The organism is Microterricola gilva (genome assembly GCF_004217495.1).
In the GTDB taxonomy this organism is placed as follows: domain Bacteria; phylum Actinomycetota; class Actinomycetes; order Actinomycetales; family Microbacteriaceae; genus Microterricola; species Microterricola gilva.
This window is the reverse complement of record NZ_SHLC01000001.1, coordinates 2,259,621-2,272,195: the sequence shown is the minus strand read 5'-3', so window position 1 is coordinate 2,272,195 and position 12,575 is coordinate 2,259,621. Positions and strand designations below refer to the sequence as shown.

The window sequence follows — 12,575 nt, the reverse complement described above, 5'->3', positions numbered from 1 at the left end:
GCCACGAAAGGGGAAGCCATGGCAGCCATGAAGCCACGGACCGGAGACGGTCCAATGGAAGCAGTCAAAGAGGGGCGTCTCATCATTGTGCGCGTTCCGCTCGAAGGCGGGGGTCGCCTGGTTGTTTCGGTGAACGACGCCGAGGCGAAGGAACTTCACGACGCTCTGGCGAGTGTCGTCGCTCCGGCATAGTCGCCGCGGAGTACTACGCAACAGAAAGCCCTGCGGCCGCCATCGGCAGCCGCAGGGCTTTTGTGTGTCTGGGTGTAGCCGGGTGGCGGGTCAGACGCCGCGCTTGGTGAGCTGCAGCAGGCCGTCTCCGGCGGGGGAGAGCGCGCTGACGACGGCGCCGGATGCCGCAATCTCGGTGATCAGCGTGCGGAAGCCCGTCGCGATGTCGTCTCGCTTGACCGGATCGGCAACGCGGCCGCGCCAGAGAGCGTGCGGGACGAGCACCGTTCCACCGGGGCGGGCCAGGCGCAGACCGTGTTCGACGTACTCGATCACGCTGGCGGCATCCGCATCGATCAACACGATGTCGTAACTATTCTCATTCATCCGCGGCAGCACATCGAGGGCGCGGCCAGGGATGAGGCGCACCCGGTTGGCCGGGATGCCGGCCTCGGCGAAGTTCGCCTTTGCCTGCAGCTGGTGGTCGAGTTCGGTGTCGATCGAGGTGAGCGTCGCGCCGGGGGCTCCGACGAACAGCCACATGCCTGACACACCGACTCCGGTGCCGATCTCAACGATGTTGCTGGCTTTGGTGGCGGCGGCGATGACAGCGATCTGGGCGCCGGTGGCCGGGGAGATCGGGTCGATGCCGAGCTCCAGTGACTGCTGTCTGGCCTTGCTCAGGGCATCGGATTCGGTGACGACGTCGTCGGCGTACTTCCAGTTCAGGTCATTGTCAGACACGTTGTAGCTCCCGGTGATGTGTGAATTCCAGAGTACGGGCGATGCCGCGTTGCCGGGGGGAGCCTCGCCGCAGGTTATTCTGAAGAGATGTTCGGGCTGACGATGGAAAAGGTGCTGATTATCGGCGTCCTCGCCGTCTTCCTGCTCGGTCCGGAGAAGCTGCCCCACTACGCGGCGCAGCTCGGCCGCCTCGTGCGCTCGCTGCGCGACATGGCCAATGGCGCCAAGGACCGCATGCGCGACGAGATGGGCCCCGAGTTTGACGATGTCGACTGGAAGAAGCTCGATCCGCGCCAGTACGACCCGCGGCGCATCATCCGCGAGGCGCTGACCGATGACGCCCCGGAAGCCGTGACCGCTGCCGCCGCCGCGCCGACGCTGACCCGCGCGGCGAAGCCCGCGGTGACGCGCAGCCGACCGACCCCGCTCGCCGCGGGCGAGCCGGCCCCCTTCGACTCCGAAGCCACCTAGCCCGCGCGCTCGCCGCGCCCGCTCGCCACGCCCTGCCCGCGCCTCGACTCGCAAGAGAACGTGTCAAGGCCGCGGTGTTGGAACGTTCTCTTGCGAGTCGAGTGCGTTGACGGGCGGACGACGTCTGGACGGGCGGGCTTGCCGTCGGTGCTTGTGGATAACTTCCGCGGGAGAAGGGCGCAGAGCGGGATCATGGGGCATGCCTCGTCGCGTACCGTTGCCTCCGGAACTTGAGGGGCGCCCGTTCTCTGTCGCCGATGCACGCGCCGCAGGCCTGAAGGTGGAGCGACTGCGCAGCTCCGATCTCAGCAGCCCGTTCCATGGTGTGCGCGTCACCGCACCGAGCACAGATGTTCTGGAGCAGTGCCACGCCTATGCCACGCGGATGCAACCAGGGCAGTTCTTCAGCCACCTGACCGCCGCCCGCATCTGGGGTGCGCCGCTGCCGGCAGAGTTCGACGCCGCCGAAGCGTTGCACGTCTCGAGCTTTGCGCCCCGGCGTCCGCCGCATGCCCGCGGCGTCATCGGGCACGAGCTTCGGGCGGGCAGCGCGACAGCGGTGCTGCGTCGGGGCTTGCCGGTCACGGACCCTGCCACGACCTGGATTCAACTCTCCGGGTTGCTTCCTGCAGCCGAAGTCGTCGTTGTCGGCGACCACCTCGTGCTCGACCCGTATCTTCTGGATCCTTTGGACCCCCGCCCATTCGTGACGCTCGCCGATCTGGAGTCGCGAGTGGCGGGCTACAGCGGGCGTGGAAAACGCGCAGCCGCGGAGGCGCTGTCCCGTGTGCGCGTGGGCGCCGAGTCGCGGCCGGAGACGCTGCTGCGACTGCTCCTCGTGGACGCAGGACTGCCGGAGCCACTGCTTAACCAGGTGCTTCGCGGCCCGGCTGGGGCGTTCCTGGGGCGGGTGGACATGGTGTTCCCGCTGTGGCGGATCGTCGTGGAGTACGACGGCGACCAGCACCGCACCAGTCGTAGTCAGTACGAGCGTGACCTGAGCCGGCTCGAGGGCATCCGCCGTGCGGGCTGGCTCGTGATCCAGGTGCGCAGGCACGGGCTCTTCGTGCGGCCGGACGTGACCGTCGCGAAGGTGCGGGCGGCGCTGGAGGAGGCGGGCTGGCGCGGCTGAGCCGCGTGCACGGCGGCCGCGATTGACTCGGGCCGCTACCGACTCGCACGAGAACGTCCCACGGCGCTCGCCGTGGGACGTTCTCTTGCGAGTCGATGCGCAGCGACCGCTGGGCCGGGTCAGCGGCTGAGGAGGAGGGCGTCGCCCTGGCCACCGCCGCCGCAGAGCGCGACCGCGGCACGGCCGGAGCCTCGGCGCGAGAGCTCCAGCGCGGCGTGCAACGCCAGCCGTGCACCGGATGCTCCGATCGGGTGGCCGAGGGCGATCGCGCCGCCGTGGATGTTCACGATCTCGGCATCGACGCCCAGATCACGGGTCGACTGGATGCCGACCGCGGCGAAGGCCTCGTTGATCTCGATCAAGTCGAGCGACGCGGCATCCCACTGCTGCCGGGCGAGCGCGGCGGTGATGGCGTTGGACGGCTGCGAGTGCAGCGAGTTGTCCGGGCCGGCGACGTGCCCGCTCGACTCGACGACGGCGAGCCAGGCGTGCCCGTTCGCCTCGGCCCACTCCCTGCTGGCCAGCACGAGCGCGCTGGCTCCGTCGCTCAGCGGCGAGGAGTTGCCAGCCGTGATCGAGCCGTCGGCGTCGAAGGCCGGGCGCAGCGCCCCGAGCGTCTCGGCCGTGCTCGCCGGCCGGACGCCCTCGTCGGCGGTCACCACGACGGGTTCGCCCTTTCGCTGCGGAATCTCGACCGGCACGATCTCATCGGCGAAGAGTCCGGATGCCGCTGCCGCACCCGCGCGCTGGTGCGATGCCGCTGCGAACTCGTCCTGCTCCGCACGCTTGAGGCCGAGCGCGGCGATCGAGCGTTCGGTGGAGAGTCCCATCGAGAGGCCGTCGAATGCATCCGTCAGGCCGTCGTTGGCGGCGTGGTCCAGCATCTCCACGCTGCCGTACGGCCAGCCGCGGCGGGAGCCAGGCAGCAGGTGGGGTGCGTTCGTCATCGACTCCTGGCCGCCGGCGACGACGACATCCGCCTCGCCCAGCCGGATCAGGCGGGCGGCATCGATTACAGCCGCGAGACCGGAGAGGCACACCTTGTTCAGCGTGATCGCGTTCACCGACCACGGGATGCCGGCCGCGATCGCACTCTGCCTTGCCGGGTTCTGGCCGGCACCGGCCTGCAGTACCTGGCCCATGATGACGGCCTGCACCGCCGAGGCGTCGACCCCGGCCCGCAGCAGCGCACCGCGGATCGCGTGCGTGCCGAGCTGCACCGCGCTGAGGCTCGCGAGCTGACCGTTGATGCGCCCCTGCGGGGTGCGGGCCCCGGCCAGGATGACGACCTCGACGGTGCCGGAAGCGGCCTGGGTGCTGTTGCTCATGATGACTCCTTCGTCTGGCCGGGATTCGCGGCGGCGCTCAGCGCACTCTGCCGGAATCCTTGACACTCTCTGCACTCCATCGTACTTTTCAGACAGTGGGCCGGGGCGACGTCGCCCCAGGAGAGGACGGTTTCCCCGTGACGATCGACAAGGTCATCGGCTCCGCCGCCGACGCCGTTGCAGACATTCCGGATGGCGCATCGATCGCCGTCGGAGGCTTCGGTCTGTGTGGCAATCCGATGGTGCTGATCACGGCCATGCTCGACGCAGGAACGACCGAGCTCTCGGTCGTCAGCAACAACTGCGGTGTCGACGACTGGGGCCTCGGCTTGCTGCTCGCTGCCGGCCGCATCCGCAAGATGACCTCGTCGTACGTGGGCGAGAACAAGGAGTTCGAGCGGCGCTACCTGAGCGGCGAGCTCGAACTCGAGCTGACACCACAGGGCTCCCTCGCCGAGAAACTGCGCGCCGGCGGCAGCGGCATCGCCGGTTTCTTCACCCAGACCGGCGTTGGCACCCAGGTGGCCGAGGGTGGGCTGCCGCAGCGTTACAACGCGGACGGCACGATCGCCCAGGCCTCACCGGCCAAGCAGACCCAGCAGTTCGATGTGGACGGCGTTCTCAAGGAGTTCGTGCTCGAGCCGGCCATCAGCACCGACTTCGCGATCGTGCACGCGCTCCGCGGCGACCGGCACGGCAACCTGGTCTTCAACAAGTCCGCCCGCAACTTCTCGCCCCTCGCGGCCATGGCCGGCCGCATCTGCATCGCCGAGGTGGAAGAACTCGTCGAGCCGGGCGCCATCGATCCGGATGCCGTGCACCTGCCTGGCGTCTACGTGCACCGTGTCGTCGAGGTGGGTTCAGACATCGAGAAGCGCATCGAGCGCCGCACCGTGAGTCAAAGCGATGCGAACGCGGCTGGAGGGAACTGAGATGGCGCTGAGCAGGGAACAGATGGCGGCGCGCGCAGCGGCGGAGCTCGTCGACGGGTCCTACGTGAACCTCGGAATCGGTCTGCCGACACTCGTGCCGAACTTCGTGCCCGATGGCGTCACGGTCGTGTTGCAGAGCGAGAACGGCATCCTCGGCGTCGGCCCGTACCCGACGGAGGATCAGGTCGACCCCGATCTGATCAACGCGGGCAAGGAGACGGTGACGCTGCTGCCCGGCAGCGCGTTCTTCGACTCAGCGACGAGCTTCGGCATGATTCGCGGCGGAAAGATCCAGGCCGCCATCCTCGGCGCCATGCAGGTGTCAGCATCCGGGGATCTGGCGAACTGGATGATCCCGGGCAAGATGGTGAAGGGGCCAGGCGGCGCGATGGACCTCGTGCACGGAGCCGAGCGCGTGATCGTGCTGATGGAGCACGTTGCTCGCGATGGCTCGGCCAAGATCGTGAGCGAGTGCTCGCTGCCGCTGACCGGCCGCGGCGTCGTGAACCGCATCATCACCGACCTCGCCGTGATCGATGTGACGGCGGACGGCCTCGTGCTCGTGGAGACGGCGCCAGGCGTCAGCGTCGACGAGGTGATCGCGGCGACGGAGCCGCCGCTCATCGTCGCAGTAGTCGGCTGACGTCGCAGCCCGTGTACGAGCATCGCGCACGATGCGGCTCAGCGCGCTCCGAGGCATCACGCGTAAGCTGACTGGGTGGCTGCAATAAATTTGGGAATGCCCAAGGTCCCCGAGGTTCTCGCTCCGAGGCGTAAGTCTCGTCAGATCAAGGTCGGCAAGGTACTCGTCGGCGGTGACGCTCAGGTGAGCGTGCAGTCGATGACGACGACACCGACGCCGAACATCAACGCGACCCTGCAACAGATCGCCGAGCTGACGGCATCCGGATGCGACATCGTGCGCGTCGCGGTGCCGAGCCGTGACGACGCTGAGGCGCTGCCGATCATCGCCAAGAAGAGCCAGATCCCGGTGATCGCTGACATTCACTTCCAGCCCAACTACGTCTACGCCGCGATCGATGCCGGCTGTGCCGCCGTTCGTGTGAACCCGGGCAACATCCGCAAGTTCGACGACCAGGTCGGCAAGATCGCCGCCGCCGCGAAGGCGGCGGGCGTCTCGCTGCGCATCGGCGTGAACGCCGGATCGCTCGAGCCGAGCCTGCTGCAGAAGTACGGCAAGCCCACCGCGGAGGCGCTCGTCGAGAGCGCCGTCTGGGAGGCGAGCCTGTTCGAGGAGCACGACTTCCACGACTTCAAGATCTCGGTCAAGCACAACGACCCGATCGTCATGGTCAAGGCGTACCGCCTGCTCGCTGAACGTGGCGACTGGCCGCTGCACCTCGGTGTGACCGAGGCCGGCCCGTCGTTCCAGGGCACCATCAAGAGCGCGACGGCATTCGGCATCCTGCTCTCCGAGGGCATCGGCGACACGATCCGGGTCTCCCTCTCCGCTCCGCCGGTCGAGGAGATCAAGGTCGGCCTGCAGATCCTGCAGTCGCTCAACCTGCGCGAGCGCAAGCTCGAGATCGTCTCCTGCCCGAGCTGCGGCCGCGCGCAGGTCGACGTCTACAAGCTCGCCAACGACGTCACCGACGGCCTCGAGGGCATGACGGTTCCGCTGCGCGTCGCCGTGATGGGCTGCGTCGTGAACGGGCCGGGCGAGGCCCGCGAGGCCGACCTCGGCGTGGCATCCGGCAACGGCAAGGGCCAGATCTTCGTCAAGGGCGAGGTCATCAAGACCGTGCCGGAGTCCGAGATCGTCGCCACGCTGATCGAGGAAGCCAACCGCATCGCCGCCGAGATGCCGGCGAGCGACACCTCCACGGGAACCCCAACGGTCACCGTCGGCGCCAACTAGGCGCGACGCGACAGCACGTCCGGCGGCTGAGCCCCTTGGTAATCCAAGGGGCCGCCCCGATTGCTGAGTTTCTCTCATCTGGCTAGGCTGACCGCCAACTTGCCCGGAAGCGCCCAGTGGGCGCGCCGGCTGCGCGTCAGCTCCGTCGGAGCATCGCCTGCGTTCTGCAGGCAGACGAGAGGAGAACCCGATGAAACTCACTCGTTCCATCCGCAGCGTGGGCCTTGGCTCGGTCTGCGGCGTCGCGATCGTTGCGATCGCCATCTCGCTGTCGCCCGTTGCGGCAATGGCAGCGGAAGCCCCTGTGCCCGGCGCCGAGCCGGTCGCGGAACTGGCAGCGGCGGAGACTGCTGACCCGGTGGCTGCGCCCGTCGAGGAGGCCGCGCCCGCTGAGGAGGCTGCGCCCGCTGAAGAGGCTGCTCTCGCTGAGGAGGCTGCTCCCGTGGAGAGTGCCCCGGAACCAACCGAGAGCACGCCGGCCAGCGAACCGGAACCGACAACCGGCGCCGCGCCACCTGAACCGGCCGCGAGTGAGCCGGTGCCCCCCGCGCCTTCGACTCCGGCCGAGGAGCCGGCGGCGAGACCAGCCGGACCTCCGAGCGCGGCGGACAGTGAGGATGCTGACGTGTCGACCCCGGAGGCCGTCGCTGTCGCCGACATCGTGGGGGAGGCAGAGGACGCCGGACGAATCGTCGATGAGCCGACCGTGGCGGTGCGGGACGACGCTTTGAGCGCTGCGTCCGCACTGGCTCTCGCACTGCCGCTGGCGTTGCCCGCTCCGGGTGACCCCTGCTACCCGGCGGTGTGCATCAGCAATGGCACCGTGCTCTTGGCCGTCAACCCCACCGGCGAACTGAACACGTCCGATGCAAGCGGCTCACCGGCCGGACCGGGCGATGCCGGGCTGGAGTACCTGCCGACGGGCAACGACTCGACGTCGCCGGGCTGCCTCTGTGAGGGTTGGGGCGTCGCCGATCCTGCCACGGGAACCTGGGGCGGTGCGAACCTCGATGCGCTGGGCGTGGGCGGGCAGAACATCACGGTGGAGAGCTTCACCTGGACGGGATCGACGGCGACATCCGTTGTTCTGGTCAGCGATGAGTCCGGCGCTGATGCGCTGCGCGTGACGCACGCCTACGCGCCGTCCGTGACGCCGAATCTGTATCAGGTGACCGTGACGATCGAGAATCTCACCGGGCAGGTCATCGCCGAGATCCTCTACCGCCGGGTGATGGACTGGGACATCGAGCCGACCGCGTTCAACGAGTTCGTCACGCTCAACGGAGGCAGCGCCAGCGCGCTGTACTTCAGCAGCGATGACGGATTCGCCTCCTCGAACCCCCTGAGCGGCCCGTCCTCCATCAACTTCACGGGGAACGCCGTCGACAATGGGCCCACCGACCACGGTGCGCTGTTCGACTTCCGCTTCGGCCCGCTGGCCGCAGGCGGGGTGCTCAGTTTCGTCACGTTCTACGGTGGGGCGGCGACGGAAGCCGAGGCGATCGCGGCGCTGAAGGCGGTCGGCGCTGAGGCGTACTCCTTCGGCCAGACGGCAACGGATCCGCGAGGCGGGACACCGAACACCTTCATATTCGCCTTCGGTAACGTCGGCGGTGCGCCGATCTTCCCGGAGACCCCGCCGGTTGTGACACCCGTGCCTGTTCCCGTTCCTGCGCCTGTCGCCGCACCCGCCTCAGTGTCCACCGCCGTGACGGTGTCGGGGAGCGAGGAAGCAGCGCTGGCATCCACAGGAGTCGACGTCGCCGGATCGATCGTGCTGGCATCACTGTTCGCATTGGCTGGGATGATCCTGCTCGGAGCAGGCCTCGTGCGGCGCGTCCGCGCGCACGACTGAGTCACGGGCGTTTCGACGCCGGCAACGCGGCCCGGAGGCGGACGACCGCCTCCGGGTCGACTCTGCCCGCTGCGAGGCCGAGGGGGTCGGCTGTCGACCGACGCTCGGTCTCGCCGGGTACGCTGACGCCATGACGCAGAACGAGTCGAAGCCGGCACGCTGGTTCGACACGCCGCTGCGCTGGTGGAACACGGCGCTCGCGCTCGTGCAGGAGCTCAAGCCGGTGCGGGCGTTCACCCGTTACACCGAGTCCAACGCGCCGCTGCTGGCCGCCGGAATGTCGTACCAGGCGCTCTTCGCGGTCTTCGCCGGCGTCTACGTCGGCTTCACACTCGCCGGGCTCTGGCTGGCCGCGAACCCGGCGGTGTGGGAGGCGTTGATCGATCTGATCAACGGCTTCATCCCCGGACTGCTCAGTACAGGCAGCTCCGACGACGCCCTGGTCGATCCGGATGCCATCGTGCAGCCGTTGACGCTCGGGCTCTCCGGTCTGATCGCGTTGGTCGGCCTCGTCTTCACCGCCATCGGCTGGATCGGCTCGACCCGCGGCGCGGTGCGGCAGATCTTCCGACTGCCGGGGGACTCGACGTTCTTCCTCCTGCTCACGCTCAAGGACCTGGCACTCGCCCTGGCGCTCGGCCTCGGGCTCGTCATCGCCGCCGTCGTCAGCGTGTTCAGCACCTCGGCACTCGGCCTGCTCGCCGAGAGCGTCGGCGCGTCGACAAGCTCGACGGGATTCTGGCTGCTGAGCCAGGCGCTCGGCGTGCTGATCATCTTCACCATCGACACGGTGACACTCGTCGTGCTGTTCCGGGTAGTGGCCGGCATCCGGATCCGCGCCGGCATCCTCTGGCGGGGCGCGCTCCTCGGCGGCGCCGCGATGGCCGCGCTGCAGCTGCTCGGCGGGTCGCTGCTCGGCGGGGCGGCGAACAACCCGCTGCTCGCCTCGTTCACGGCGCTCATCGGTGTGCTGATCTGGTTCAACCTGATCAGCCAGTTGATACTCATCGTCGCGGCGTGGGTTGCGACGGGCGTCGATGATGCCGACAGCGCAATCACTGCTAGCGTGTCTATGCGCTCACTGGCCGAGCGTCGGGTGCTCCGCGCACAAGAGCGCGTGCAGAAAGCCCAGCAGGAATTGGCCTCCGCGACGACCATCGCGGCCGCTCTCACCCCTGAACACCCCAGCGCTGATGGTGCTGGTCAGTCCGGCGACCCCGGGCGCTCGGTGTAATGCGATTCCCACTCGGGATACGCTCAATCTTCGTGCCTCTTACGAAAGTGACTCTTCGATGACGACCACCCTTGACCCGAAAATCCAGCCGATCTTTGATCAGGTTCTGCGCCGCAACGCCGGTGAGCCGGAGTTCCACCAGGCGGCACGCGAGGTCTTCGAGTCCCTGGGTCGCGTGATCGAGCGCCACCCGCACTACGCAGAGGGTTCCGTCCTGGAGCGCATCTGCGAGCCGGAGCGCCAGATCATCTTCCGCGTGCCGTGGACGGATGACGCCGGCCGCGTGCACATCAACCGCGGTTTCCGCGTCGAGTTCAACTCGGCCCTCGGCCCGTACAAGGGTGGCCTGCGCTTCCACCCGACGGTCACCCTCGGCACCGTCAAGTTCCTCGGCTTCGAGCAGATCTTCAAGAACGCCCTCACCGGTATGCCGATCGGCGGCGGCAAGGGCGGCAGTGACTTCGACCCCAAGGGCCGGACGGATGCCGAGATCATGCGCTTCTGCCAGAGCTTCATGACGGAGCTCTACCGTCACATCGGCGAGTACACCGACGTCCCCGCCGGCGACATCGGTGTCGGCGGCCGCGAGATCGGCTACCTCTTCGGCCAGTACAAGCGCATTACCAACCGCTACGAGTCCGGTGTTCTCACCGGCAAGGGCATCGGCTGGGGCGGATCGCTCGTGCGCACGGAGGCCACCGGCTACGGCACCGTGTTCTTCGCCGAGCAGATGCTCGCCACCCGCGGCAAGACCTTCGAGGGCACCCGCGTGCTCGTGTCCGGCTCCGGGAACGTCGCGCTGTACGCGATCGAGAAGGTGCACCAGCTCGGCGGCGTCGTCGTGGCCTGCTCCGACTCGACCGGCGTTGTCTACGACCACGAGGGCGTCGACCTCGAGCTGCTGCGGGAGGTCAAGGAGGTCAAGCGCGGCCGCCTGAGCGACTACGCGGAACTGCGCGGCTCGGCATCCGAGTACCGCCCGAACGGCTCCATCTGGTCGATCGCGGCGGAGACCCGCATCGACGTCGCGCTCCCGTGCGCCACCCAGAACGAGCTCGACGAGGCCGCAGCCGTCGTGCTCGTCGCCAGTGGCGTCGCCGCCGTGGCCGAGGGCGCGAACATGCCGTGCACCCCGGGCGCCGTGCGTGTCTTCAGCGAGGCCGGCGTGCTCTTCGCGCCAGGCAAGGCGGCCAACGCCGGTGGCGTCGCCACCTCGGCCCTGGAGATGCAGCAGAACGCCAGCCGCGACTCCTGGAGCTTCGAGCACACCGAGGAGCGCCTCGCCGTAATCATGCGCGGCATCCACGAGCGTTGCGCGGAGACCGCCGACGAGTACGGCGAGCCGGGCAACTACGTGCTCGGCGCCAACATCGCCGGATTCTCTCGCGTGGCCGACGCCATGCTCGCCCTCGGCGTCGTCTAGACAGCATCCGCTCCACCCGGCCGGGCCGGCTCGCACATCGCGGGCAGGCCCGGCCGTTTGTCGTGCTCACCGCAGCCGCAGCCACGTCCGTGACCGGTCTTCCGGCGTCGTCTCCGCCGACCGGCCGCTGCGCGCCCGTGCACTAGCCTGAGCCAGTGAGTTCACCGCAGCCCGACCCTCAGCTCTCCCAGCCGCAGGCGGCCCAGCACCATCCCCGGCACGTGGCGGCCCAACACCCGCCGGCCGCGCAGCTCGCCGCGACGCAGACGGTGTGGTCGGGGGCACCGGTCGCGAGCGGTTCTGGCACCGGCTTCGTCTTCGCCGTCATCGGCATCGTGCTCGGGGCGGCGCTGCTGCTGCTCGTGATCGGCTACTTCATGGCCTCCTTCGGCGCCGGCGCCGTCGTGATCAGCGCCCTCGTCGCCCTGCTCCCGCTGCTCGGGGTGCTCTTCGCGGTGCGCTGGATCGACCGCTGGGAGCCGGAGCCGCGCTTCGCCCTGGCCTTCGCGCTGCTCTGGGGCGCCGGCGTCGCGGTCGCGATCGCGCTGCTCGTTGACCTCGTCGTGCAGATCGCGTTCGCCATCGGCGGCGGCGAGGCGAACGCGGCGAGTGAGGCGCTCTCGGTCGCCGTGCAGGCCCCTATCGTCGAGGAGATCGCCAAGGGCCTCGGCGTGCTGCTGCTCGTCTGGATCGCGCGGAAGAGCTTCGACGGGCCGGTCGACGGCCTCGTCTACGCAGCCGTCGTCGCGGCCGGCTTCGCGTTCACCGAGAACATCCTCTACTTCGGAGAGGCGCTCATCGAAGGTGGCACGGCCGACCTCGGCGGGACCTTCGTGATGCGCGGGATCTTCTCGCCCTTCGCCCACGTCATGTTCACGGCCTGCACGGGCATCGCGATCGGCTTCGGCGTCACCCGCACGCGCGGCGCCGGCATCCTCGGTTACTTCGCCATCGGCCTCGTCTTCGCGATCGGGCTGCACGCGCTGTGGAACGGCTCGCTCCTGGTCGTCACCGACTTCTTCGGCTACTACTTCTTGGTCCAGGTGCCGCTGTTCGCCTTCGCCATCGTGCTCGTCGTGCTGCTGCGGCGTGCCGAGCAGCGCGCAACCCGGGTGCGTCTGCAGGAGTATGCGGATGCCGGATGGTTCGCCGACGGCGAGGTGCAGATGCTCGCCACCTCCAACGGGCGTCGTGCCGCCAGGCGCTGGGCGCGGACGCTGCCGGGGGAGAAGAGTGCGGCCATGAAGCAACTCACCGCGGATGCCACTCGCCTGGCGCTCGTGCGTCAGCGCATCCTTTCGGGCCGCGGAGGCCTCGAAACCCTCGGAGAGGAACGTGCGCTGCTCGACGCGATCACCCGCGATCGTGCTGCGATGCTTGCCCCGACCGGACCGGCCTTTTAACGA

At 68.7% G+C, this 12,575-nt stretch carries 12 protein-coding genes; 10 read left to right on the top strand and 2 right to left on the bottom strand.

Annotated elements, in window-relative coordinates; genetic code table 11:
• Nucleotides 1-18: 18 nt before the first annotated feature.
• Nucleotides 19-192 (top strand): DUF3117 domain-containing protein, encoded by a 174-nt coding sequence (locus EV379_RS10595; RefSeq protein ID WP_082716883.1) that lies wholly within the window; start codon nt 19-21, stop codon nt 190-192.
• 90 nt (nt 193-282) lie between these two features.
• Here EV379_RS10595 and EV379_RS10590 read toward each other — a convergent pair whose 3' ends face one another.
• On the bottom strand, nt 283-915 hold the full coding sequence (locus EV379_RS10590) for an O-methyltransferase (protein ID WP_130506103.1): 633 nt from the start codon (nt 913-915) through the stop codon (nt 283-285).
• 87 nt (nt 916-1,002) lie between these two features.
• On the opposite strand from EV379_RS10590, the gene EV379_RS10585 reads away from it, so the two are divergent.
• Together EV379_RS10585 and EV379_RS10580 are read left to right on the top strand one after the other, a co-directional pair.
• Nucleotides 1,003-1,386: a sec-independent translocase gene (locus EV379_RS10585; RefSeq protein WP_130506102.1), complete on the top strand. Its 384-nt coding sequence runs from the start codon at nt 1,003-1,005 to the stop codon at nt 1,384-1,386.
• A 280-nt stretch (nt 1,387-1,666) separates the two neighbouring features.
• Complete coding sequence (locus EV379_RS10580) at nt 1,667-2,518, top strand: endonuclease domain-containing protein (protein WP_165397345.1); 852 nt, start codon at nt 1,667-1,669, stop codon at nt 2,516-2,518.
• Nucleotides 2,519-2,637: 119 nt separating this feature from the next.
• Here the strand turns inward: EV379_RS10580 and EV379_RS10575 are convergent, their stop codons facing one another.
• The gene (locus tag EV379_RS10575; RefSeq protein WP_130506100.1) at nt 2,638-3,846 is read right to left on the bottom strand and encodes an acetyl-CoA C-acetyltransferase; all 1,209 of its coding nucleotides are present in this window, start codon (nt 3,844-3,846) and stop codon (nt 2,638-2,640) included.
• A gap of 137 nt (nt 3,847-3,983) precedes the next feature.
• On the opposite strand from EV379_RS10575, the gene EV379_RS10570 reads away from it, so the two are divergent.
• The 7 genes from EV379_RS10570 to EV379_RS10540 all read left to right on the top strand — a co-directional run bounded on the left by EV379_RS10570 (nt 3,984) and on the right by EV379_RS10540 (nt 12,572).
• Entirely contained in the window at nt 3,984-4,778 is a 795-nt protein-coding gene (locus tag EV379_RS10570) for a CoA transferase subunit A (RefSeq protein ID WP_130506099.1), read from the top strand.
• A gap of 1 nt (nt 4,779) precedes the next feature.
• Nucleotides 4,780-5,421 (top strand): CoA transferase subunit B, encoded by a 642-nt coding sequence (locus EV379_RS10565; RefSeq protein WP_207226234.1) that lies wholly within the window; start codon nt 4,780-4,782, stop codon nt 5,419-5,421.
• 75 nt (nt 5,422-5,496) lie between these two features.
• Nucleotides 5,497-6,657 carry a flavodoxin-dependent (E)-4-hydroxy-3-methylbut-2-enyl-diphosphate synthase gene (gene ispG / locus EV379_RS10560; protein ID WP_207226233.1) on the top strand — a complete coding sequence of 387 codons (1,161 nt, stop codon included), beginning with the start codon at nt 5,497-5,499 and terminating at the stop codon, nt 6,655-6,657.
• Nucleotides 6,658-6,847: 190 nt separating this feature from the next.
• On the top strand, nt 6,848-8,512 hold the full coding sequence (locus EV379_RS10555; RefSeq protein ID WP_130506097.1) for a hypothetical protein: 1,665 nt from the start codon (nt 6,848-6,850) through the stop codon (nt 8,510-8,512).
• Between the two features lie 130 nt (nt 8,513-8,642).
• Nucleotides 8,643-9,746: a YihY/virulence factor BrkB family protein gene (locus EV379_RS10550; RefSeq protein ID WP_130506096.1), complete on the top strand. Its 1,104-nt coding sequence runs from the start codon at nt 8,643-8,645 to the stop codon at nt 9,744-9,746.
• A gap of 58 nt (nt 9,747-9,804) precedes the next feature.
• The gene (gene gdhA, locus EV379_RS10545) at nt 9,805-11,169 is read left to right on the top strand and encodes an NADP-specific glutamate dehydrogenase (protein ID WP_130506095.1); all 1,365 of its coding nucleotides are present in this window, start codon (nt 9,805-9,807) and stop codon (nt 11,167-11,169) included.
• A gap of 155 nt (nt 11,170-11,324) precedes the next feature.
• A complete protein-coding gene (locus tag EV379_RS10540; RefSeq protein WP_242616330.1) occupies nt 11,325-12,572 on the top strand; it encodes a PrsW family intramembrane metalloprotease in 1,248 nt (415 codons plus the stop codon).
• Nucleotides 12,573-12,575 lie beyond the last annotated feature (3 nt).

Excerpts from the sequence above, each read along its gene's own strand:
- EV379_RS10575 (WP_130506100.1), bottom strand. The coding sequence starts at position 3,846 with ATGAGCAACAGCACCCAGGCCGCTTCCGGCACCGTCGAGGTCGTCATC.
- EV379_RS10565 (WP_207226234.1), top strand. The coding sequence starts at position 4,780 with ATGGCGCTGAGCAGGGAACAGATGGCGGCGCGCGCAGCGGCGGAGCTC.
- EV379_RS10555 (WP_130506097.1), top strand. The coding sequence starts at position 6,848 with ATGAAACTCACTCGTTCCATCCGCAGCGTGGGCCTTGGCTCGGTCTGC.
- EV379_RS10550 (WP_130506096.1), top strand. The coding sequence starts at position 8,643 with ATGACGCAGAACGAGTCGAAGCCGGCACGCTGGTTCGACACGCCGCTG.
- EV379_RS10595 (WP_082716883.1), top strand. The coding sequence starts at position 19 with ATGGCAGCCATGAAGCCACGGACCGGAGACGGTCCAATGGAAGCAGTC.
- EV379_RS10585 (WP_130506102.1), top strand. The coding sequence starts at position 1,003 with ATGTTCGGGCTGACGATGGAAAAGGTGCTGATTATCGGCGTCCTCGCC.
- gdhA (WP_130506095.1), top strand. The coding sequence starts at position 9,805 with ATGACGACCACCCTTGACCCGAAAATCCAGCCGATCTTTGATCAGGTT.